We start from the raw sequence: 25677 nt of genomic DNA, 5'->3' as shown, positions 1-25677 counted from the left end.
GTCTGTGTAAGAAGAACGGGAATCTCATCAGTATCCCCTCATCTTAAATAAATATTCCCTTAAATGGAAATTTTAGGTGGGGGAGTTTTAAATGACTATGTGGGGGAATTTTCAGTTGACAATTACATAAAATATCTTCTGAAAGAATTGAACCCTGTGTTCCAGCTAAAACCTTGCTAACCTGAGTAGTATCTCGATTACCATCCTTATCTACATATTCCCATTCAGCAGCAATTTGTTGATAAAATTTCTTTTTCTCTCCACGGCGACTTAACTTTTTATTCAAATCATTTTTTACATTATCGTGAATTTGTTTTTTATATTTTAAATCTCTATGCTGTTTGAAATCAAATTGACCAGGTAAGGATTCATTTTTCTCTTTATTTTCGTTATTAACCTCATTGTTTGTGATTGAAATCGCATAATTTTGATTATTCAACATCCGGGGTATCCTTGACCCAATTTTATGATTGTGTACACTTTGGCTAAATTCATTTACCGATATGACTATAATTTTCCCTAAATTCAATTCTTCAATAATTTCATTTTTTACTTTTCCATCTAAATCTAAAAAAACTTTTAGTTCCGAGTTTTCACTAATCAATTTTTCTAATTCACATGATTTAACTTCTATGAAGTTGTTGTCTTGCATTTCCTCCATTAGCATTTCCACCTTCCCAAAAAACACTTTTATATTCATTATTTTTTAATTTAGTTATTCTGAGGATTGACAAGAACTTCTTGATTAAAACTTTTTTGGAACTTTTTATTATAAATGGTATTAAACTTTAACAAAATTTTTGGTAAAGGATTTAGGTTATCCTTCTTTTAAAGCTTAAACTTTCATTTTTTATATCTATAAAAAAACACAAGTTTCCTTGTGCTTAATATTTTTAAAGATTTTTCCTTTCAAATTAGAAATATTGGTATACCTCAAAACGCCGTCCGATCTGGACGGCGTTTCACTTAACAAAGGGTTAAAATTAACCTTTAAAATCTTATTGCTTATGTTTTAACGATACCTTTTACTTCTGTAAAAATATCTTCGGTAATTTCTTTCTTGTGTTTGACCCAGTCCTGTGACCATATTCTTTTGATTTTCCAACCAAGAGACTCTAACACACTCTGTCTTAATCTGTCGCGATCTCGGGCAGTTTTGGAAGAATGATAAGATGCCCCGTCACATTCAATACCTAAAATGTATTTACCAGGTTGATTGGGATCAACAACAGCTAAATCGATACGATAACCAGAACAGCCGACTTGTTTTCTCAGTTCAAGCCCCTTATCTCGTAACATATTATAAACATCTTGTTCAAATGGAGAGTCAAAATCGCCATCGTTTTGAATACCCTCGTTTTGACTAAACTCTCCGTTATTTCGAGCATAAGATAAATATGATTTTAGTAACTTTGGTCCTCGCCTATTCAACTTCGCGTCATCTAAATCAATATCTAAAAGGCTTGAAGCCACAATTATTTCTTTTTTTGCCCGGGTCACCGCAACATTTAATCTTCGCTCTCCTCCCTCTTTATTCAATGGACCGAAATTATAGTACAATGAACCATTTTTATCCTTTCCATAACCAATACTTAAAATGATGGTATCTCTCTCATCACCTTGGACATTTTCAAGGTTCTTAATGAAAAATGATTCGAAATGATCTTCGTTAAAGTAGAATTCTATTTCAGGCATTCTAAGTATCATCTCATCTACTTTATCTCTGATAGCTTCTTGCTGTTGTTGATTAAACGCAATAATTCCAAGTGATCTTTCGGGATTTCGTTTGATATGTTTTTTTACTAACAAAGCAACACGTTCGGCTTCTTTAATGTTTTTACTGGATTTTCCTCGATCGTAAATCCCATCTTCAACATGGACAAATGATATACCATCATTTGTACCACTTATTGAATTAGGGAAGGTATACAAGTTGTTATCATATATTTCACGGTTTGAAAAAGCAATTAACGATTCTTGTTTACTACGGTAGTGCCATTTTAGTGATATCGTGGGCATAAATAACAAAGATTCGTCTAAGATGCTTTCAAAGATCTCATATAAATCTTCATCTTCCTCATCTATAAATTCATCATCAACATCAACTTGTTGACTAAAGAAGGAAGTTGGCGGCAATTGTTTATTATCTCCAGCAATGATGATTTGTTTCCCCCTCATAATAGAACCAATGGCATCTTCAGGTCGTATTTGTGATGCCTCGTCAAAAATAACCACATCAAAAGCTAATTTGGATGGATCAACAAATTGACTTACTGATAATGGGCTCATCATCATACATGGTTTTATTGATAATAGTAATTCTGTAATATCCGAAAAAAGTCGTCTAATAGGTTTATGCCTTTTTTTCTTACGAATTTCTCGATTAAGAATTCCCAACTCTGATCGTTTATCAGCAATGTTGTTAATGTAATTTTCTTTTTGTTCGGTTAACATTTTATGAAGCCGTGCACTGTTAGAGTTGATTTGCTCTTCATCCATACTTTTAAATTCTTCAAGTTTATGATGATGTTGATCAAGCCTAAAAGATTTTAAAGAATTAAGCTTACTATAAGCGTTATCTAACCATAATCGGTAAAAGCGTTTCAAGAATATTTTTTCAAACGATGCATCGTGTCTTTCAATCACGGAATTGACAAAATTGCTCAATCCATCTTTGATGACATCTTGTAATGATTCATTATAAACAACCCATTCGTTGATTTTTGAAGTATTTTTTGAAAGTAAATCTAACTGTGGTGAAATATCAGCTAAATCAGCATGATAAATGGATTTATTATTAAATTTGAGTTCATTAGGTTGAAATATCTTTTCATAGAAAACCAACTCTTCTTCTAAATCATCCCTGAGAGATTTTAACTCGCGACACAAATCTATAAATGAATTTATTTGGGAAGAATCTTCAATAGTATTTATAAATGATTCTGGGAACCAATCCTTAAAATTCTTTTTCATTTGTAAAGTCCATTCAAGGGCTTCTTTTATATCCGTCCAATTTGTCTCAGTGCCTTTATAAAGCTTCCCATAATAAAGAGAAAAAGTTTTACTCATTTTATTGATTAATTGTTTTTGTTGATTAAATTGTGACACTAAATCAAATAATTTATCGAAAGAGTCATATGCCATTAATTCATTCGATTTTTTATATTTAGTAACAGTGTTTTTGGCATTTAGAATCTCTTCGGTTGTTTTTAAAATTTGGTTTATGTCAGGACCGATTTTTAAAATATTATCTGTTCGATCAATTTGATTAATATTAGGTAAAAAGTTATTTCTTACAAATGTTAAGTCTTGGATAATATTATCGTAATTATTGCTTAAGTCATTAATAATTTGATAGAAATTTTTTAAGGATTGTTCTTCTAATCTTATTATAAATGGCTGAAAGATTTCTTTTTTATTAATTTTGTCTAAATACAAGGATAAAGATAAAATACTTTCTAAATTTGTTCTCAATGTATCCCAATCAGTATCAACGCCTTTATACCAAAATCCGAATAAATTTTCTAAATCATCTTTTTTATCATCAATTTGTTTTCTCATTTTTTGGGCACGCATAAGCAGTCGTAAATCTTGAATAGTATCATAATATGAACTTTTTTGTTTTTCCTTTTGAAAGCTTTTAATAAACCTATTGTCATTTCTATAAGAACTTTTAAGTATTCTTAAAAAAGACGAATAATCATTTTGGTATCGGTTTAAGAGCGCTTCTAAATCTTCATCAATGATTTCAATTTGATATTTTTCATCAATTTTGCTTTTTAAGGTAGAGTATTCGTTAAATAATTTTTTGTTTTCTTCAATTTCTTTTCTTAATTTATTATTATTATCTGAATTGAACCATGAGCCTGTAGGGCGTGGGATATCTTTTATTCCTTCATAAACATTGAATAGTTCCTTAACATTTTCTTTTGTTATTCCATTAAAATTAGTATTCAATAAACTTTCTAATTCGCTCAAATCATTTGTTGTTTTTTCAAAATTGTCTTTTAATGAGTTTAAAGAATGCAATAGCTCTGATTCAAAATCAAGAAGTAAATTAAAACTTTGTTCAAAATCATTGGTGAAATCGGCAAGAGTGTTTTTATGCTTTTCTGTACATGTATTTTTTATATTATTTAAATCTTCTTCTAAGATGCCCTGATCATAATCTTTCAAAATGCTATTTTGGATTTTAAAATAAGTATTAAAAATTTCTTTATAATTTTCTATATTTTCTTTGGCATTATATAATGACTCTTTTTCTTTTTTATTAAACCAATGAGTTGGTAAAACTGGTTTATTTTCAATTTTTTGACCAATATCAATCAAATGATCAACGCCTGCAAGTGAAAGGTCATGGTCATAACCAATAAATTCGCAAGTTCTTATTAGCTGGTGATTTAATTGATGTAATTTATCTGCTAATTGACTAAACATTGCGGTTATTTTACTTTCAAACTCATATCCCGTTTCAGTTAAAATGGTGCCTCGCCAAAGATGATTTTTAGAATCTCCTATTTTCTTTTTCTGTTTTTGTAACCTTCTTATCTTTTTCGTTGTGACTTTTAATTTTTCCTGAGTATAAGAATTTATATTATCTAAATCAAACAATACCTCAGGAATATCATCTAATTTTGCAAGTTCTCCATGTATCTCGTATGCCGTCTTTTCCAAAGGAGATATCTTATGATGTAATTCATCGACGTAATAATTTAAATCCTGTTTGATTTGATCAAATTCAGAATAAGAGTGACTTAAATAAAATGGTGAAGGTTGTTGATTGAATGATTTTTTTAATTCTTCTAAAACTGCTTTTTTATTTGAGCTATGATTGTGTAAATCAAGGGAATAATCTGATAAACCTTGTTCATCCAATTTCTTTTTTACAACCTCTAAGGCAGCTCGCTTTTCACTAACAAATAAAACTTTTTTTTCTTGGGCAAGCAACTCAGCAATTATATTTGTTATGGTTTGACTTTTTCCTGTTCCAGGCGGACCTTGCATGACAAAACTTACACCATTTTTAGCTGCAAAAATAGCTTCTTGCTGACTTGAATCTGCATCTAAAATTTGGAATGATTCCTCTGATTTCAATTCGCGATCACATTCTTTTATATCAGGAATGTTTTCCCGCAGGCAAATATCTTTTTCTTGTTCAATACCTGCTAATTGCTGTACAAATTGGTTTTCTCTAACGATTTCCTCATATTGTTCAAAGTCTTTATACATAACAAGTTTACTAAAAGAAAAAAGCCCAATATAGGATTCGTCATTGATTTCCCAATTATCTTCAATATTTAACTCTTGGTTATAATGACTAATAATTTCAGAATAATTGTCTAAATCAACCGCTAATTCCTCAATGGGCGTTAATTCAATACCAAAATCAGCTTTCATTTTTTGCTCTAAGACAGGATTTAAAATTAATTCATCATCCAATCTGTTAATGTAGTACGGATCCCTTGCCGTTTCACGAGATAATGACACAGGGAGCAATAAAATTGGCGATTTTAAAACAACATTACTATGATCAACCTCAGTCCAATTTAAAAAACCACAAGCTAAATAAAGGGTATTTACACCCTTTTCGTCGATTGATGATTTCGCATTTAAACGAATGTTGTTCAATTGTTTTTCTAATTTTTGATACACCCTGGCAAGATTATTATCTTCAATTTTATTTATCTCTTCTTCACTAATATCTTCCCTGGACTTTTTAATTTTCAATTGGGTAATTTTTTTAGCTTCTTCATTTAACTCGACCAATGTATTAACTCTTATGTAATCATTATTATACAATTGCCTAAAAACCACATCAGTATCTTCATCCAACTTAAGTGTAGAATTTGTAGATTTGAAGTTTAACAGCCGATTTCGTTTTGTTAAATCCAATAACCTTGATTTCCATTGTTCAATTTTTTTGTCGAGTCGTTGATCGTTCATATATGTTCTACTCTTTTAAGAACTCGCTACTTTTTTCCTATTATAAATATTATGACATAAATAGCTAAACATGAAAATCCTTCCTGTCATTCTTATTATTTGTTGGGGATTTTAACCTGTTGTTGAGAATTATCATCGTTGTTTAAATTAAAAAATCTCAAGCAAATTAGAAAAAACTTGTTATAGATCTTTAGTATCCAATTCCATCAAAAATGCTAAAAAAGGAGCCAAAACGGCTCCTTTTTTTAATATGAATTTTACCATTAGAGATCAAAAGAAAAAATATCCTTCTTTAATGATAGATAATACGGTCACCTTTCAAATACTATTTATATTAGTGAAGAAGGTGAAATTTATATTTGTACAATTTCTTCTAAACCTGATGGATTCCATATTTCCTGACAAATTAAACGATAGAGTTCTTGCCTTTCATCTAGATCTTCTTTCTTAAATGAATGAGGATATGGCTTAAAAGGAAGTCCACTGCGTTCAATATAAGCTAAAAAAGAGGGATTGTTTTGATAACATTGTCCATTTAACGACTGTGCAAGTAAGTTTTGCCCAAAATAAGCTGATACCTTTTCTTCGTATGGCTTTTTACCATAACTTTGATTAAATCCTCTAGGTATTAAAAGCAATCCTCCAATTCGATTTCTGTATTCCATAAAAGCTTCTGGTGAATCAAATTCATCACTATACCTTTCATATTGATCAGCCCAGATATGTTCAATTTCAAAAGGCTTTTTTATATTTCGTGAAATGTACGTTTCAAAATTAGATTCGACCCCACTTTGGTTTTCAATATAATGAGTAATACGTGCTAAAACATATCGAACATAACGATAATTTTGTTGATGCAATCTAAAGTCTTTTACACCATCAATTGTTTCTTTCATTTCATTCACATCTAATTTTTTCTTAAGCAACGATGACAAGCTTATAACATCTAAATCACGAATCTCTTTCATAAGATTAAACATTGTATAAACGATTGATGAATAACCTAATGTTCGAAAATTAACCGCTCTACGAACAATGAAATTATCAATATAATATGAAACCAACTGAATTTTTGTATCAACTGTGTTTTGATCATCTTCTAGTCGTAATGGTGCAAGGAGTAAAGGATATTGTAAAGTAAAATTATTATGAGCATTATAATAAACACTTTCCAAACTTGCTGTAAGTTTTTGGGCTGCTTTACGTATCTTAATATATTGTTTTGAAAAGAATACAAGCTGTTCTTTTATAAAGTGTAGGAAATCAGAGCTATTGTTTAAACCAATACTTTGTTTATTATCTCTTACCCATTTATGAAATTCTGTACCTATTTTATCAAAATCTTGGTTTTTGGCACCCTTTTTACGTTCTCTAATGGTACGGGCATATTTAGCCCTTAACCACGTTTTAAAGAAGTCTACTTCTTCTTCTTTTCCAATTTCAATTAACTCAAGAACTCTGCTCTTCCATAATTGATTAGCTTTTTCCTTTTCATTGGAATTTTTAATATTTGCTAACAAATAACCTTTAAGCATATCTGTCTGGTTCAAACTTAAACCTCGATCATTCATTGTTTCAAATATGGTATACGCATCATCATCTGAATGAGCAACAATCTCAACAAGAATAACTTTTTCTAATAACCAATCAATAAAATACGGTAATGTATCACCTTTTAAGCTATTAGGAAATTCTTCTTCTATATCTTTGTATCGATACACAATATTTCTTACGGATTCCGACTGATCGGATGGGTCATACACTTGACCAGAAAATAAAGCGTTAACGCAGTCATCACGTTCAGGAACATTTAAATTAAACGACTTTTTTCCAAATTTTATTGAAAATATTAAGTCACTTACATCTACTTTTTTTTCATCCGAAAAACCAATTTGCAAGTTGTGTAAGTAAATTAAAAGCATTGTGAGAGAAGTTAATCGTTGTTGACCATCAATTATAAATTTTTGGTTTTGCTTTTCACTTATTACAATTGAACCTAGAAAATAATTTTCATAATGTTGAACTTCTTCTCTTTCATGTTCCAAATGATGATTGGAAAGAAACTTTGTTTCTAGATCTTGAAGAAGTTCCCGTATATTTTTTGTATCCCATTTATATTCCCTTTGGTAATAATCAATCCCATATTTTGTTCCACTCAAAAGCTCACGTATAGTTCTTGATTGAGCATCGATTTTACTCATGCTTTACATTCACCTCCCTGTTTTATATTTTTTGTAAAACAGACCGCATAAACAAATTGCTCTTATATTCTGTTGATGTAATTTGTTGTTCGAGTTTATCACAGATATTCATTAATTCTTCTATTTTATTTATAATACGCATTTGTTCTTTTAAAGGAGGAATAGGGAATAACATTTTCATTAAATCATCAAAAATAATTCGATCGACAGTAGTACCCTTTTTAGCACATTCTTCTAAAATTCTCGATTCATTACCTTTTAATAGCCAAAAAAGATATTTATTAACGTTTTTTACAGGTACATTTAAAGACTTTATATCTTGGTTAATGGTACATTTTTTTTGCGTTAAAGCTAATGGTATAGTCCTTTTTAAAATTCCACTTCTAACAACCATTAATAGTGATTCTTTTGGGATTAACGCAAGGGGTCTTTGCTCTAATGCCTTTGAAGTAATTTTGTCAATAGAATCTTTTATATACATTGACTTCATGTCTTTAGGGGATACCCATAGAATGTCACCATTATTCCAAAAGTCAGCCCTAGATTTTTGAGGGGTTGAACCACCAAGTACATAAACAATTTGGGATAGACGAACCCACTCCCAATTATCTGGTATTTTGTATGGTATTTCTTCAGCTTTAATTGGTTGAGCTTCTATTGTTTTTCTAATTTTCTTTTCTTTAATTAACTGTTCCTTTTCTTCCTTGATACGTTTAAGGAAAACAGACGCTGGTTCATCATTTGGATCTTGTTCTACAAGCTTTCCTCGTGTAGCAAGGCTTAAAATACTGTTTCGTAATAACTGAACATGTTCTTTTGTTTGTAAAAGATCTTCCATGTGTTCAATTGTAAATCTAATATCACGGTCGACTTCTTTGTTAGTCGAGTCTTTAATTCGTGTGAACACATTTTTATTTAAATAAGAAGATCTTTCTTTTTTTTGACGAATGTTTGATGCAAGTAGATTGCAATATGTGAACAATTTATCCACTTTATCAACTATTCGTCTCTGTTCATTTATTGGTGGGACAGGAAATAATAACTTTTTAAGTTTACCTAAACTTATTCTTTTTCGTGTAGTCCCAGTGCTAACATTTTCAGCTTGATTTTTAAAAAATATAGAATTTAAGACGTTACATACATATTCTTTTTGTATTTGTTGGAATACTGTTAATTTGATGCAGTCTGCTACTAATATATATTGTTTCTCCAAAGCTGGAACAATACAACTTCTAGCTACAGGATAAGCCATTTTCGCAATAGCAATGTCTCCTGGATAAGTCAAACATCTAGATAGTGAATTAGCTTTCTCTACAGAAATATACTTTTTATTACTATCATCCCAGTATCCTTCTTTAATGTTTTGAAGCTGGATAAGTCTAACCCCAAAAGGAGTATAATCTGATGTTTTCAGGTTACTTCCGAATGGACCATCAACAAAAGAATTATTAGCAGGAGCAGAGAGTTCATCCAAACGAACCCATTCCCAACTTTTTGGGATATCAAAAGGGATTTCTTCTGAATTAATTGGGGGTAGTGGTTTAATTTTTCGAATTTTCTTTGCTCTAATCAATTTCTCTTTTTCATTTTTATTTCGTTTAATTATTGATGAAGCTGGTTCATCATTTGGATCTTGTTCTACCAACTGTCCACGAACGGCTAAATCAAGAATTTTTTTTCTCAAAAGCTCTACATCTTCTTCTGTCTGTATGACATCTTGGAAATGTTCGATGAAATGTTTCATGCTTTCACCCGACCTATAATCTCCGCTAGTTCATCAGCTAACTTTTGCTTTGTTTCTTTAACTTGCTCTAATGAAGCTTTGTACTGTGAGTAAGTTTCTTCAGGGGATAACCATTCTTGTTCTTCAGAATAAGGATTTTTTATATCTAGGTTATAATCTTTTTCTTTTATCTCATCAATTGTTACTTTCCACGCATATTCGTTTTCTTCACGGTTGTCCCACCACTGCTTTTCTCGATCAAATTCTTCTATACGAATAGGTTTTGTCTTTGAATACGATTTTTGCCCTTCCGGATAAGGATGTTCAAAATACCAAACTTCTTCCGTTGGCTTTCCTTTTTCAAAGAATAACAAATTTGTCCGGATACCCGTATATGGATTAAATACACCATTTGGCAAACGAACAATGGTATGGAGGTTACACTCCTCAAGGAGACGTTCCTTTAATCTTGTTTTAACCCCTTCTCCAAATAAAAATCCATCAGGCAACACAATCGCACATCGACCGTTATCTTTTAATTTTGTCAAAATCAATACCATGAAAAGATCTGCTGTTTCCTTCGTTCGAAAATTTGAAGGAAAATTCACTTCTATGCCATCTTCTTCAACACCTCCAAACGGAGGGTTGGTTACAATAATTTCCACTTTATCTTTTGCGCGGATATCACGTAATGGATAAGATAAAGAGTTATCTCGTCTGATTTTTGGAATTTCAACGTCATGCAAAATTAAATTTGTGACCGCTAATAAATGAGGTAGCGGCTTCTTTTCTATACCGAGTATCGACTCAGTAATAGCTTTTCGATCATCAATTGTATCAGCTTGTTTCTTCAAATGTTCTAAAGATGACGTCAAAAAACCACCCGTTCCACTGGCAGGGTCGAGAACGGTTTCGCCAAGTTTAGGATTAACCATATCAACCATAAATTGAGTAACCGCACGTGGTGTATAATATTCACCTGCGTTTCCGGCACTCTGTAAGTCTTTTAAAAAGGTTTCATAAAAATCATTAAACAGGTGACGATCTTCCGAACTATTAAAGTCAATTTCATTGATTTTGTTTACGACTTGCCGCATCAGTGTACCTGATTTCATATAATTATACGAATCCTGAAACACTTCCCTTACAATAAAGCCACGAGATCCCTCTTGAACACTAGGTAATTCTCTCAAGGTCGGAAACAATTCGTTGTTAATAAAATCAAGCAACTCGTCTCCCGTCATCCCTTCATCATTAGCTGCCCAATTACGCCAACGAATGTTCTCAGGTATAGGGGATTGGTAATCATCTTCGATTAATTCCATTTCCATTTCTTTATCGTCAAATATCTTTAAAAAGATCATCCATACGAGTTGGGCAATACGCTGTGCGTCCCCATCAACCCCGACATCCTGACGCATGATGTCTTGTATGGATTTAATAATACTTGAAATACTCACATGAACCCTCTCCTAGTTATTTAAGCTGTATAAATTTCTTGTTCCAATTCTCTTACGGCTTCTTGATACTGTTGTTTTCCACCAAACATCTTAACAATCTCTATCATAGAACCATATTCATCAAAAGGTGGTAATTTTAAAACTTGAATATCTTCAATATGTTCAATACCTGCGTCAGCATATTTATTCAATAAAGCTTCTAACACTTTTCTTGCCTGTTCACCGTATTTCGTAAAATAGTCTCGCTTTTTCACATTCTGTGCACGTTCCTTACGGGTTAATGGCTTCTGATCAAAGGCAACATGGCAGATGAGATCGAATGGATCCATATCTTCGCCAACCTCTTCTTGTAAGGCATCCAGTAATACACCTTGCTCTAATAACTCTTGAATAATCGCTTCTTTTTTATCCGCGCTTTTCCATTTACGAAGGAAATCATCGAGTGATGAAAACTCTTTTCGAACGGTTTTCTTAGTATAATCGGTTAAGGACTCAGTGATTAATTTCCCATCTTCCCCAATATACTGAACTCGCTCATTGAGTACCTTTACTTTCACATCGTCTACGGTATAAACTTGAGGTTTTTCATTCACTTCTTCATCCCTAGACCAGTCGTCGTCTCCCCAACCTTCATCGTGTTCACCTTGAGGAAAGCCTTTAACACCATGTTCATCACGATCTTCTTCGTCTTCAGGTGGGGTAGCAGGATCATTTTCACTAGGCTCGTATACACTTTCAGGTGGTCCATCAAATGCTGGGTCCGCAAATAAGCGAGTTGCATTTCGAAAATCCATAATGGTAAACGAGTATTTACTAAACTCTTCGTTAATTCGAGTACCCCGACCAATAATTTGCTTGAATTCGGTCATCGAATTGATATTGGAATCGAGAATAATGAGCTTACATGTTTGTGCATCTACCCCTGTTGTCATCAACTTTGATGTAACTGCGATTACAGGATACGGTTCATCTGGGTGAATGAAATTGTCCAGTTCACGCTTCCCTTCTTCATCATCACCAGTAATACGCATGATATATTTGCGATTTTCCGAAACCATATCTGCATTTTCATTGACCATTGCCTGACGCATTCGCTCAGCATGATTTATATTAACACAAAAAATAATCGTTTTTTGATAAGGATCTGTATTTTTAAGATATTCAGTAACTTTCATAGCAATCGTTTTTGTTCGATCATCTATGATCAACTGGCGATCAAAGTCCTTTTGATTGTAAATCCGATCCTCGATTTCATACCCATACGTATCGGTTTGACCCTTTTCAGGACGCCATCCTTCAACATCCTTATCCAATGTATAACGAATCACACGATAAGGAGCTAGGAAACCATCATCAATTCCTTGCTTCAGGCTATATGTGTAAATAGGCTCACCAAAATAATCAATGTTTGAAACATCCTTGGTCTCTTTTGGTGTCGCTGTAAGCCCAATCTGTGTCGCAGAGGAAAAGTATTCTAAGATCTCCCTCCAAGATGAATCCTCAGCAGCGCTGCCCCGATGGCACTCATCAATAACGATCAAGTCAAAAAAGTCCGGAGAAAACTGGCGGTATATATTTTTATCTTCCTCTACCCCGGATACGCCTTGATACAAAGCGAGATATATCTCGTATGCTTTATTTACAGTACGTTTTTCAATTTTGGTCATCTTATCTCCAAAAGGTTTAAAATCATTGGTCTTCGTTTGATCAACAAGTATATTCCGATCAGCCAAAAACAAAATTCTTTTCTTCTTCTTTGACTTCCACAACCGCCAAATAATCTGAAAGGCTGTATAAGTTTTTCCTGTTCCAGTCGCCATGACAAGCAAAAGACGATCTTGCCCTTTAGCAACAGCCTCGACTGTTCGATTGATTGCGACTCGTTGGTAATATCGTGGCTCTTTTCCACTCCCATCGACATAATAGTCATATGTAAAAACCTTTTCCTCCTGGGAGCTTAACCCTTTCCATTCTCGATATTTCTTCCACAGCTCTTCCGGTGAAGGGAACTGATTCATTGCTAATTCTTGCTCAACAACCTCGTTATTGCCGGTCCGATCATGAAACAAAAACCCTTTACCATTCGTGCTAAACACAAAAGGAATATCCAACATTTCAGCGTATTCTAATGCTTGTTGCATACCTGAACCAACTGAGTGTTTCATATCTTTTGCTTCAACAATGGCAATGGGGATATTAGGCTTATAATATAGGATATAATCCGCACGTTTTGACTTTTTACGTGTATATACACTGCCTTTTGCAACGACACGCCCATTTGTAAACGACACTTCTTCACGAATTTGACGGTGAAGATCCCAACCTGAATTTGTAATAGCAGGGGTGATATATTTTGTACATACATCTCTTTCTGAAAGCTTTTCTCTACTCAATTACCACACCACCTTACCTAATTCGACGACCGTATAAATATGGTTATATTTTACCATTAATACATTAACCATTGAAGAAATGTATTTGACATTTATTCAATGTTAAAAGTACCTTCATTATTGTATAAAAGTAAGCTCTATAATCGACATCAACTTAAAGAAATGAAGAAGTATTGTTGAAAATAACCACTAAAAAAAATCCACTGTTTGACTAAACCCAAACAGTGGACTTTTTTATAGTGTCTAAAATTTTTAATAATGGAAATCCACCTTAAAGTCTTTTTCTTTATGTTATTTTTTCATATTCACTATAATTTATAAAATGAAGATGTGTAAAATTCACATTAAAGGTTTTTAATTTATGACTAACTAGTTTTTCAAGATCTTCATCACATGTTGTCAAAAATAATTGGTCAATAAAACTTGTTTTTGATTGGCTTTTTCCTAACTCAGTTCTTAACAAATCCACAAACGATAAAATATTTAAATCATCCATTGACTGTATAGGGTCGTCCATAAAATAACATCTAAAAGGGTTATCTCGATGTCCCATTGCAACAGTAAGAAATACTGATAAAGAAACAATGGACAGTTGCCCTGCACTTAACACATTCGAAGCATTAACTTCTTTATCGTCTAACGTAACTCCTATTTTTGCCATTTGTTTAGTAATTCCTTCTTTAGTTAAATCAATGTTATCGATATTGGTGTGTCTATTCAACCTCTTATAAACCTTTTGTAGAGGTCCATTGATCTCTTGAGCAATTTTTTCGTCCCAATCTCCTCTCAATTTTTTCATATCCCTTGAAATTTGCTTTATTTTTTGGAGTTCACTTGATTTTTTCTTAAAATCTTTGTTAATTTTATGAAATATGTTTTCCGCTTGTTCTACTTTATTTTTCGTATCTTGCAAAAATTTATTTTGCTCAATTTCTTTTTCTAGACGATTTAATATTGAAATACGTACATTTATTGTTTCAGAATCTATATCTTCTTTTAAAATATCCTTTTTATTATTTATTTCTAGGGTAGATAATTCTTCATCATATAAACGTATAAATTGATTTATACATTCTCTTTTTTTAATATTGTCTAAAGCCATAAATTCCTTGTTGGTCATATATTCATCCAAATCAATAAAACTAGGTATACCTTCGAGTCTCTCATATTTATCTGCTAGCCCATTAATTATATTTTTTTCTAATTCAATAATATTTTGTTCATCAATGCTTTGTGATCGTAATTTTTTTTCATATTCTCTCAATGTCTTAAGGTCTATCTTATCAAAATTCAATTGGAACTTAGAACAGGCTAACTTGATTGACTCAGTGTCATTTATAGACTTTAAAACCTTATTTATATCTGATAATTGTTTACTCGCTTCATTATTCAATACCCGTTTTATGTTTTCAAGAACATCGTTAAGTTCACTGCTATATTGATTATGTTCTTGCTGAAGAGCAGCCCTTTCTTCATCAATAACGCCTAAAGCTTTTTTAGCTTCTTCTGTTAGTTTTGTGTCGTGAGAGGCAAATAGCTCCCCGCTTCCACATAACGGACATTTTTTATGACCGTTTGCCCTTAATTTAGTAAATCCTTCAATATGATCAATAAGTGCGCGTAATGATTTGGTAGCGAGATCGGTAGTTTTGTATCTTTGTAATTGTCCCAGCAACTGATCTCTTGCTTCCAATTTTTCATAAGCATTCTCTATTTCAGTAAAACAATGATGTTCCTGTTTTAACAACTGATTTCCAAGTTTTTTTAACTTGTCAAAAGAGTCTTTAGATACAGTTTTTATTTGATTTAAGTCCTTAAGTACTTCTTCATATCTGTTTTTTTTATTTTTATATTCCGAAAAATCCTTCCCTTGAGATCTAACAATTGCTTCTTCTTTTTCTCTAAAAGGGATAAATAAATGATTTTTGAAGTTGTCTAAGTTTATCTCTTGAGTTAAATGTTTTAAATAATCCTGACTTAAACTAAATATTTTATTTTTATCAACGAGATATTTGATTTGTTCAAGAATCTTCTTTTGTGTTTTTATACTTTGATATTTTAAATTAAAGTCTAAATCTTGTTGGTAGAGGTCAATTGCACGCTTTTCCTCTTTATATATCAACTTATTGGGATAAACTTCTAACGTTTTTTTAAATCCCCCAATATGTTCCATCTGTTTTAAAATGCTTTCTAAATTTTGTTTTTCCTTGTTATATGTGTTTTCTGCCACCACCTTTTCCTTTTTTAATTGTAAAAACTTATCATCAATCTCTTTAATAAGACCAGGGTGTATTTTCTTATTTCTCCCTTTACCTTCTTGATATCCGTCTAGGTTATTTATAATTTTCTCTATTTCATCTGTTCCACCGAAAAATGTTGAAAATATTTCATATATATCTGTCCTACTCTTCTCGTACATTTTTAAATTTTTTTCATAAGAACAAGTGAATCGATCATAAAAGTATTTAGCAACTTCAACCCCTAATATAGAGTCAATAGTTTTGCCACCTTTTTGTTGACCGTCAACAGTTATGATAAAAGTCGTTTTATCAATATTAAATCCTTCAAATTCATTTTGCCCATCAAAGGATCGCTCGAATATTATATGCTTATTGTTATATTCAGCATCAATACAAACAGTAACATTATCTTGAGATAAATTATTTTTTAATAAACCTTTTTGCATTTGAACAGTTTTATCTTTTCTTTGACCATATTCTTCTTCAAGGCGTCTTATAGTACCAGTAAGACACCATTCAATTGCATCTAAAAATGAGGTTTTCCCATATCCATTTGGTCCCGCTAACAAAATTAATCCTCTTTTGTCCTTATTACCCTTAAAAAATTCAAATTCTTTATTTTGATACCCTCTAAAATTATTAATACAAACTTTATTTATTAAAAAACTGTTATTCATTTTTCCTCATCCTTTAATTGTACCCCTAAAGATTCCAAAACTTTTTCTTTATTCGGTTCTTCTTTAATTAATTCTTTATATAATGGCTTATTAATAATAGTTTTTATTGCATCAGACATACCTTTATAACCCTTACTAACTTCTTCAACATTCACTTTAATCGGAAATGATGGAATTAGGGACATCTCATCTTCAAAATTTTGATTTGCCGTGTCTAAAAATATCTTTCTACAGTAGTATTTATTTCTTTCATAACTAATAAGCTTATTAATTTCTTCACTTTCCTTCTTACCTTTTCTTTGTAAATTTAAAGGACATAATAATAAAAGATTAATATTATATTTCAAAGGATTGTTGCCCAAGAATGCGATAAATCCTGCCACTCTTTTTTCAAATTCATCAACCTCTTCATTAATGAATAATTGATCTTTTTCCTCTATTAAATAGATTTCTGTTTCATTTTTATTAGTAAATATATTTTTAAAATCTAAAATGCTCACTTGTTTGTGTTCATACTTTTCTGTTTCTGAATTGTACTGGCTTTTATTTATCATGAATTCTTTTTGCTTAAAACCATTATTCTCCAATACCTTAGTAACTTCGTTTAACTTCATGTGTCTTCATCACAACCCTTAGTAAAAATATTAGAAACTTGCTCAATTTTTTCATAGTCGGTAACGGACAAACAGTTTAAACATTGAATATAAAAATGCCCATCACTTGGATTACAAGGCGAACTTTCATTATCAATTTTAGTTATTGATGGTTTGTAATCTATTTTTTGTGAAGCACGTATATTTACATCGCCTAAGTACCATACATGTGGTTTAATCTCAAATTTCGATAGTCTTGTTATTAATTCTGATATTATATAAGCTGCGTTCGCACTGGGTGGGATATCACCCATAATTGCACCATTTCCTCTTTGTTCGTATGGAAAACAAAAGAACCATACGTTATTTCTAATATCAAACCAGCTGTTTAAGTCCGCTACTTCATCAAATTGTGCTTGATAGAAGTAGATAATCTTAGCTAATTTAGCAATAAATGCTTTTGTTTCATCAAAACAATTTAAAAAAACTTGGTATTCTGTATGAGAATCCGGAGTATATTCGTTAAGCTTTTTGGTAACAACTGTATTTAAAAATGACCGTCGGTTTTCCGGTAACTTGAACTTTTCGGTTAAAAATACTCTAATATTCTCTAAAATCCCGTCATAGGAATCTATTATTTTATCATTTACCTGTACACATTCATTACTATTAACAATAAATGACAGGTCTCTAGGTGTTGCTACCTCCTCTTTTTGTTGCTCTATAATATAATAAATTTCTTCAATAATTTTTATTTGGTAGAAATCTTTATTAATATTTATTTTGTTATTTTTAAAATAATCGTCAATATCCTTTAGGGATATAGGGTATTTTTCTCGTCCATCTCTAATTAATTTACTTACAGCTGCAGCATATAAAAATTCACCGTTACTGTACTCTGCTCTATATTTTTGATATCTAATCTTTAATTTTTGTTTAATCGTTTCTGAAACTTCATTTAAACTTTTAGTTTTAACATATTTCGCATTGTCAGAGAATTCTTCTCTATTGTGGATCGAATCAAGTTGAGTTTTTATTATTTCTTTATACGCTGAATATTGCTTGTCCTTTTCTTTATTCCTCTCAGACTCTAATGCTTTATTTAATGTATTTAGTATATCTTTATTATCTGGAGATTTATCAAAATGGAAGAGTATAGTTTGATACGTTACATTTTGATTACTTTCTTGAAGAAACCTGAGATATCCACAATACATCCATAATATAGCCTTGTAATATTTTGATTCACCTGCTGTTGTATTATGATGCTTTATCTGGGCAGACCTTATATGGTCAATGTTATTTTCTTTATAATATTTAACATAGTCTTCAATTGTCTCTAATTTAAAAATCCCTGGATTATTTTTATGCGGTTCACCAAATGCATCATTATCAGATCCATCCTCTAGGATATGCAGTAAAGTTAATTCAAATTGATATAAATACCCATTTATAGAATCGTAAGCATCTCTATCTTCGCCATCCTGATCTATTTGAATGATGGTGTCTAGAACATCCTGGCTCATCCTAGCTCTCCTTTAATTTAAAATGATTCTCTTTGACATTTTTTAATCTATTTTGTTATTTTTTTCATATTGATAGTACTTATTGTCTAACACTGAGTGCTCGACGTCAATTCCACCAACATAAGAAAAGTGGTTTAAATTATTAACGGATTAACTTCAGAGGTGTAAAACGAAAAAACGCATACCAAATTACAAGCGAAATATCACAACTTTCACAATTAAATTTACAGTTTAATTTACATTGAAATAGGCTTTTGGTGCATAGACATCACCCTATATTCGATACAGAAAAGAAAGGGTGAAATTACCAGGTGTAGTTTTGATTTTTTTAAGTATAATTAGTTAAAATATTCCGAAATATTAACTCGGAATGTTGACTTCACTTAAATAACACAAAATTCTTAAAATTCTTCCTCCTTAATTATAAGAAAAACACAAATCCACAGCTTGAAATCCGAGCTGTGGTTCGCATACTGTTTGAAGTTTGTCCAAGATCAGTTAACCTCCCCCTATCCTCTTTAAATCTTAGTATTTATTTCTTTCGGATGAGATACATTATCAAAAAGTACATTAAATCGTTTTTTTTCTTCTCCTCTATCTATTATTTGCACTTCAATTTCTGAATGTTGTTTGTATTTATTACCCAACATATCTTCATAAATTATATCAAAACGAAAATGAATATTAGGGAATTTTACGGATTCTATATCATTTAACATTTTTTTGTATTTTGCACTCAAATCCTTGTCTTCAACAACTATATTAAACAATTCTATTCTGAAAAAATCCATTGCTCCAACTTCTAATGAATTTTTCACATTAGTACAACCACAACTTATTTTTTTATTCTCAATCCACATATTTACAAATTGTATGTTTATTGCTGTTCCTATACCTATGTTTTTTATAAAACCGTAGAAACTTAACTCATCAATCATTAAATCATTAGCCGACCTTTTTTCATTATTAACCATAGCAATCAAACCAATTTTATAATCATCATTCGTTAAATGTGCTACTTCATCTTTAATAGAATTTTTGTACAACTGAGTAATAGATATATAGGGTTTGATACCTTTACGATCCTGTTCCCTATTTTGGTATGAAGTATAAACAATTGTTAAAGCAACACCTACTAAAGTAATTAGTCCCCCGATAATGCTGCCATAAAAAGAAATCCAATCGTTATTATTTACCACTTTAAAACCATGGGTTGTAGGGCTAACAATTATGGAATTTACAATTATTGGTGAAAATATAACTAATATAATTAACAGACATAAAAACAGTTTAACTTTTTTCATAATTTCCTCCTTGACTAATAGGTTTTCAGGTATTTATTTTATTTTAATATATATACCAGAAATTATTTGAATTATAAATGAAATTATTGGATACACTCTAAATTTCGTTATATTTAATATGGAGTGTTCATATTTTTTATGTTATAAACCATATTTAGTTATGTTGTAACACATTTCTGCTTGATGTAATAGTACGACAGGTAGTAGATGATCATCAACTGGTACGAGTTGTAAATCCTCGACGCTTTTGATATTATTAACGGTATATTATGTTAACTTATGAAGTTAATATAATTCTTATAGACGCGTCGGATAAAACTTAAAGACGTTCTTTAATTATGTCAACGACCGATAAATCGGGCTTTTTCAGCCCCTCAATATATATTATGTAAACTAGAAATAAACCTCAACTAAACAATAAGTTCCCTCATAGGTTCTGATAATAATCGATATTAGGAACTTCCCCCTTTCAACTTGACGATAATTATTAGCGACGTCTCAATAAGTTTACTGGTCGTATCTAAGAATATCTGGTTCGTCTCAAAAAGTCTCGGAGACGTCCTTATAATTACACTGTTTGGAGGTTCTATAAATAAATTTTACAGATGCTGTTGATGATTACTTATTACATCTCGAAGTTGAAAAAAATTATTCGAAAAATACGCTTCGTAGTTATGCTTTTGATTTGAAATGTTTTCAAGACTTCTTACGTTCACATGATCGCTCAGAAAATCTTGATGATTTATCTACTTCCACAAGTCGACGTTTTATTCAAGACCAAGTATTGAACCATGAAGCAAAGCCCCAAACATTGCAGAGTTAAAAGAAAATTACATGAAATTAGACTTCATGGCTGGAGTTCAAGCTCCAAAATCCGAAAAAAATTACCTGTCTATATGAATTTAGATGAACTGCGAAAACTCTTTCATTTCTTGGAAAAAGGCAAGCGTCCCCTGGCACTTCGGAATCACCTGCTTTTTAAATTGCTTGCAACCACAGGGATGCGCCGTCAAGAACTCGTTGATTTAAAGTGGGAACAAGTAAATTTGGAAAACAATACTATTCGAGTAGAAGGTAAAGGGAAGAAAGAGCGCCTCCTTCCTCTTCACCCTATTGTTATTCCTTTGTTTCATCTATCGAAAAGCATTATTAGATTATCGTTTACACCCTGCTGAACCTATATTTGTAAATAAAAATGGGAAAAAAATGAACCCTAGGGAGCTGTATGTTGTATTCAAAGATATATTAGAAAAGTTAGGGTTACCACCAAATCACTTTTCTCTCCATCATCTTCCATCTTCGTCATACTTTTGCAAGCTTGCTACTCCAGGAAAGTAATGAAAAAATCTAGCCACAACCTCAATGTACACTCATATTGATTTTGAGCAAAAGAAAAAAGCGATATATTCTACACCTATAAATAATAAAATAATCACCGCACAGCACGCATCTAAATCACCCCTGATTAACATAAAGCTTGACTTTGTTAATCAGGGCTCTTTTGATGTTTAAACCGTTTTAAACAAGTGACATTAATAATCATGTTCCAATAACAAATACTCTATAATAAAATAAATAAAACAAAATATTGGATTAAATGATTGTAATGTCTATTATAAAGTTGTATCCTTGAAAGTTTTTGCCCCCTCCAAACAAGCTTCGTTTATTTCCTCTAGAAATACAGTGCTCATCATTCCATCATATCCTTTATTTATGATGCAAGCCTATCATTATCTTTATCTATTTAGAACAATTGCAGCTAAATTACATGCCGCTTATTTAAATAAAGATGAATTCTATCTATAAATAGATAGCTGCCGAATTATTGAGAAAAAAGTTGGTAGTAAGACGAAATTAACTAACATGCCCTATTAGGTTATTACAAGTGTTTAAGCATCAATTTTTTAAAAAGCATTGGATTTTTCTGTGATAATTCTAGTAAAAATTCCTCTGAATATGGAAGTGTTCTATTATTGTTCCTTTGATTGCCATCATTGTTTGGAATACTTTCTGGGGGCGTCGCTACTCTTTCATTACTATTGGCACAATTTCAATTAGGGATTTCCTAATTTGATAGATCTTTCTGTGATTTCTCCTAAGATAAAACCTTATATTTGCACTTTCACTGTGGCCTAGTAAAAACTGTATACAGTCTCGTGAAATTCCTTTTTCATCGAGCAATGTAGCAATTGAATACCTAAATCCATATGGAGTAACCTTTCTTCCCCGTTCCAATTCAAATAGTCACAGACCTTGTCCGTTATCCGATTTAACTGTTTGTTTTTCGCGGTCGAAATGGGATTCAAAACGAAAAGAGGGCATCCATTTTTTCTGAACAGATTTTTTTCATTTGATATCATAAATAATTCGGGCTTTACTCTTTTAAGAAAAGACGGAAAGTTCACATCTAAAGAGCAGTGAGAACTTTCCTTTCCATTTTTTATGCTTTTGTCCATTCAGCTTTAATAGGAATATTCGCCGCTTCTAACGTAGTATAAACTGGACAGCGTGCATCCGTTTTTTCTTTTAATTCATTTACCCGTTCTTCAGATTCACTTGTTCTAACATTTGCATAGATTGTAACTTGATTAAAATATGGTTGAACATCAGCCTTTCCCATTAGGCCTCTTGGATCGAGTTCTCCTGTCACGTTAAATTCGATCCCTTGAAGGTCAAAGTTCATTTCTTTAGCTACATATTAGCAATAACGTTTTCACATCCAGCAAGTGAAGCAAGTAGATTAGACAGGGGGTCTGGTCCTTTATCGGACCCTCCCATTTCCGGTGGTTCGTCAATCACAATCGTATGATTTTTTGCTTGTAATTCATATTTCATTTGATCTGTGCTGCCTTTTACTTCAAAAGTTATTTTTTCACTCATTTTTTTCCTGCTCATTTATCCTCATTTATATTTCTTATCTACTTCACCCTAATAAGAAAAAATTTTTAATGTTAGTTAGTATACCAGCCTTTGTGATCATTTTGTGAAACAGGGAAAATTTCTCTCTCGTTTCTTGTATTCAAAGCTGTAAGGGGTATGAGAAGGCTAAAAAGGGGAACTGAAAGTTTTTTGGAACCTTCTAACAAAAAAAGGCAGCACCCCGCTACCTTCTCATTTTCTCTTCCATTCGCCGCAATCGTTCATCTATCTGATCCACTTTTCGTTTAATCTCATTTGTCACCTGCATATGTCTTTGCATCATATCCATCATAGAGTCCATGTTGTTTTCGGGCATCATATTCTGTGAAGGGGTGTTTTCCATTCGCATTTTTGGCTCATAGATAGGGGGTGGCGGGGAAATCCAATGAGATGGATGATAATACAATAGCTTCACTCCTTTGATTTGCTGCTACGCCTAGCATATGACATATTATTTTAAGCGTTTCACTAGCATATGACATATTATTTTAAGCGTTTCAAATGGAGAAGCCCATTTTTCATTAAATATTGGAAGAGAATAGAGCATAAGAAGGGGACGTTCGAACTGAATTTTGTTTTTTAATTTTTTGATAACACTTTTCTTCTCCTTTCATATTCTTCTTCACTTATTTCTCCCCGAGCAAATTGTTCTTTCAGGATACGTACCGCAGGATCTTCCTCTTCCTTCTTGTTGGGAATCAGCCTAAGCGCCCCATAAATAACGAAGCCTAAGACGACAATCCACAACAGCATCCAGATAATCCCCATTCCATTCATCATCATAATGGCCTTTACTCCTTCCAAATAATTTATAGATAACACACTTTCTCCTTTTCTCTTTTTCTCTTCGGCCAATACTTCCAGTTGAGGGTATGCTATTTGTAAACCATCTCTCCATTGTAATATTCCCTCTACTTATCTCTTTCTAAAATACAAATAGAGTAAGCCGCCTAAAAATGCAGGGATGCCCGCAAATAAACAAATAACTAAAAACGTATCGATATATCCCTTTAGCGGAAGCAGACATTGTAAGACACGACAACCCAATTACCACCAGAGATACAGCTACCACCCAGTCCATGCCTTTCATGTTTGTCCTTCCTTTTCATCTGGTATTGTCGGAAACCGTATGTCAAACCTGGTTCCTTTGCCTTCTTGGCTCGACATATCAATCCTTCCGTCCTGCAATTCTATGAGTTCCTTGGTGATCGCAAGGCCCAGCTCTGTGCAGCCATGTTTTTGGGTCCGTGATTTTTCCACACGGTAAAATCGTTCAAAAATATAAGGCTTTTCTTCTTCCGGGATTCCTATTCCGGTATCTTCAACCTATATTAACACCATTTCTTGGCTTTCCTGTTTCAGCCGGACGTTTATAGTCCCATGCTCTGTATAGCGAATCGTATTCTCAAGCAGATTATAAAAAATTTGTTCCATATGAATCCCGTCACCGTATATAAACGGTATATTGTTTTCCAATTTCGAAATAATTTCCGATTCCCTTTTCATTTGCCCGTAACTGTATGCGCTCAACCACAGTTTCCAACACTTCTTTTATATAGATCGCTTCTTCTTCCAGATCGATTTTACCCTCTTCCATTTTAGCAAGATAAAACAAATCCTCAATCAAACGTTTTAGTCTGGCTGCTTCTTTATGCATGATCGTTGATTACTACTCTTTTTCTTCCTCACTTTAGTACAAGCCTTCTTTTACAATAGGGGCATATCCTCCCCAAGTAGGTGATCGGAGTTCTTAGTTCATGAGAGACATTCGCAAAAAATCTCTTCGTGAATCCTGATACCTTTTTAAATCTACAGCTAAGTTATTGATTGCCTGGGCCCAGCGATCCAGCTTCATCTTTTGTCGAGACATTGACACGGGTTTTCCTTTTCTAGTTCATCCATTTGAACATAATCTTTTCCAAGTCTACATACTTTGGAGAATGATTTCCTGTTTCCCTTTTATTATAACAAGATCCCCTTCCCAACATACTGCAAGGGCTTTTACGTGTGCCAGAATTACTCATTCTCCAAAAAAACCATCAAAAGCAACAATATCCCTTTCAGTAGATAAGTGGATACCCCATTGTTTAAAAATCTCCCTCCTCTTCTACATTGGATAGCTGATTGCCAATCTGTTATTAAAATGTAGCAAGAGAATGTGTTGAAACTATAAATAAAATAAATAAATTCTGTAGTATGGGAGGAGCCTGAAGGGAGAGAACCATTTTAAGTATTTTTTCATTTGCTGTTCCCCGGGAAGAACCGTACTTCACAGAGCTTTCCCACTGCTGAATATTTAAACAGGTTTCCTTTACCTTTCAGTCTCTGAGTGTTAAAGGGCGCGAGGATAATATTCTTTGCATGACAGTCCATTGTCCGCGCTAAGAGAATAGTGACAAAATGGGTACAATAAAAAGAGTAACCTACTCTTTTATTATTCTTCAGCCTCCTTCTATACAGGTTGCCTGCGAACTTCCTAACAATTGATTAAGATCACTCAACACATCTCTAACTTTCACTCTGTCAACCAGATCCTCTAGTTTTCTGTTCGAATCAACTGGAATATGGTAGTCTTCAAAAATTTTAATCGTTTCTGGCCAGACCTTTACGATTTCCGAAATATGCATATTTTCCTGTATAATCACACTATCCACTCCATTTATAAATGGGTAAATTCAACGGTTCTGAGGGTTGTTCA

At 32.3% G+C, this 25677-nt stretch carries 16 protein-coding genes and 2 pseudogenes; 2 read left to right on the top strand and 16 right to left on the bottom strand.

Annotated features, from left to right (window positions below; translation table 11 throughout):
* Nucleotides 1–43 precede the first annotated feature (43 nt).
* The 10 genes from ACE1TI_RS16365 to ACE1TI_RS16320 all read right to left on the bottom strand — a co-directional run bounded on the left by ACE1TI_RS16365 (nt 44) and on the right by ACE1TI_RS16320 (nt 20060).
* A complete protein-coding gene (locus ACE1TI_RS16365; RefSeq protein WP_375008626.1) occupies nt 44–661 on the bottom strand; it encodes a hypothetical protein in 618 nt (205 codons plus the stop codon).
* A 344-nt stretch (nt 662–1005) separates the two neighbouring features.
* Nucleotides 1006–5943, bottom strand: coding sequence for a DUF4011 domain-containing protein (locus tag ACE1TI_RS16360; RefSeq protein ID WP_375008625.1), 4938 nt, complete (start codon nt 5941–5943; stop codon nt 1006–1008).
* 353 nt (nt 5944–6296) lie between these two features.
* On the bottom strand, nt 6297–8144 hold the full coding sequence (locus ACE1TI_RS16355; RefSeq protein ID WP_375008624.1) for a DUF262 domain-containing protein: 1848 nt from the start codon (nt 8142–8144) through the stop codon (nt 6297–6299).
* Between the two features lie 22 nt (nt 8145–8166).
* Nucleotides 8167–9888, bottom strand: coding sequence for a restriction endonuclease subunit S (locus ACE1TI_RS16350; RefSeq protein ID WP_375008623.1), 1722 nt, complete (start codon nt 9886–9888; stop codon nt 8167–8169).
* Nucleotides 9885–11327: an N-6 DNA methylase gene (locus tag ACE1TI_RS16345; RefSeq protein ID WP_375008622.1), complete on the bottom strand. Its 1443-nt coding sequence runs from the start codon at nt 11325–11327 to the stop codon at nt 9885–9887. Before ACE1TI_RS16345 ends, ACE1TI_RS16350 begins: the two co-directional genes overlap by 4 nt.
* 20 nt (nt 11328–11347) lie before the next feature.
* The gene (gene hsdR / locus ACE1TI_RS16340) at nt 11348–13720 is read right to left on the bottom strand and encodes an EcoAI/FtnUII family type I restriction enzme subunit R (protein WP_375008621.1); all 2373 of its coding nucleotides are present in this window, start codon (nt 13718–13720) and stop codon (nt 11348–11350) included.
* A 286-nt stretch (nt 13721–14006) separates the two neighbouring features.
* Nucleotides 14007–16637 (bottom strand): AAA family ATPase, encoded by a 2631-nt coding sequence (locus ACE1TI_RS16335; protein ID WP_375008620.1) that lies wholly within the window; start codon nt 16635–16637, stop codon nt 14007–14009.
* Nucleotides 16634–17251, bottom strand: a complete 618-nt coding sequence (locus tag ACE1TI_RS16330) for a hypothetical protein (protein ID WP_375008619.1) — start codon at nt 17249–17251, stop codon at nt 16634–16636. Before ACE1TI_RS16330 ends, ACE1TI_RS16335 begins: the two co-directional genes overlap by 4 nt.
* Nucleotides 17248–18756, bottom strand: coding sequence for a hypothetical protein (locus ACE1TI_RS16325; protein ID WP_375008618.1), 1509 nt, complete (start codon nt 18754–18756; stop codon nt 17248–17250). The genes ACE1TI_RS16330 and ACE1TI_RS16325 overlap by 4 nt, the downstream gene beginning before the upstream one ends.
* Nucleotides 18757–19274: 518 nt before the next feature.
* The gene (locus ACE1TI_RS16320; RefSeq protein WP_375008617.1) at nt 19275–20060 is read right to left on the bottom strand and encodes a hypothetical protein; all 786 of its coding nucleotides are present in this window, start codon (nt 20058–20060) and stop codon (nt 19275–19277) included.
* Nucleotides 20061–20652: 592 nt separating this feature from the next.
* Here ACE1TI_RS16320 and ACE1TI_RS16315 point away from each other — a divergent pair.
* Nucleotides 20653–20883 (top strand): site-specific integrase, encoded by a 231-nt coding sequence (locus ACE1TI_RS16315; RefSeq protein ID WP_375008629.1) that lies wholly within the window; start codon nt 20653–20655, stop codon nt 20881–20883.
* Nucleotides 20852–21235, top strand: a complete 384-nt coding sequence (locus tag ACE1TI_RS16310; protein ID WP_375008616.1) for a tyrosine-type recombinase/integrase — start codon at nt 20852–20854, stop codon at nt 21233–21235. Before ACE1TI_RS16315 ends, ACE1TI_RS16310 begins: the two co-directional genes overlap by 32 nt.
* A gap of 1265 nt (nt 21236–22500) precedes the next feature.
* Here ACE1TI_RS16310 and ACE1TI_RS16305 read toward each other — a convergent pair.
* From ACE1TI_RS16305 to ACE1TI_RS16280, 6 genes and pseudogenes are all read right to left on the bottom strand, one after another.
* Nucleotides 22501–22940: pseudogene (locus ACE1TI_RS16305) on the bottom strand (OsmC family protein).
* Between the two features lie 223 nt (nt 22941–23163).
* Complete coding sequence (locus ACE1TI_RS16300) at nt 23164–23385, bottom strand: hypothetical protein (RefSeq protein WP_375008615.1); 222 nt, start codon at nt 23383–23385, stop codon at nt 23164–23166.
* A gap of 173 nt (nt 23386–23558) precedes the next feature.
* A complete protein-coding gene (locus tag ACE1TI_RS16295; protein WP_375008614.1) occupies nt 23559–23801 on the bottom strand; it encodes an SHOCT domain-containing protein in 243 nt (80 codons plus the stop codon).
* A gap of 264 nt (nt 23802–24065) precedes the next feature.
* A pseudogene (locus ACE1TI_RS16290) lies at nt 24066–24293 on the bottom strand (ATP-binding protein); the annotation flags it as partial.
* Nucleotides 24294–24423: 130 nt separating this feature from the next.
* Entirely contained in the window at nt 24424–24636 is a 213-nt protein-coding gene (locus tag ACE1TI_RS16285) for a hypothetical protein (RefSeq protein WP_375008613.1), read from the bottom strand.
* Between the two features lie 784 nt (nt 24637–25420).
* Nucleotides 25421–25624: a hypothetical protein gene (locus ACE1TI_RS16280; RefSeq protein ID WP_375008612.1), complete on the bottom strand. Its 204-nt coding sequence runs from the start codon at nt 25622–25624 to the stop codon at nt 25421–25423.
* Nucleotides 25625–25677: the final 53 nt, after the last annotated feature.

The sequence above is a fragment of the Alteribacillus sp. JSM 102045 genome (genome assembly GCF_041949975.1).
Classification (GTDB): Bacteria; Bacillota; Bacilli; order Bacillales; family Marinococcaceae; genus Alteribacillus.
This window is presented reverse-complemented; position numbering and strand designations above follow the sequence as displayed.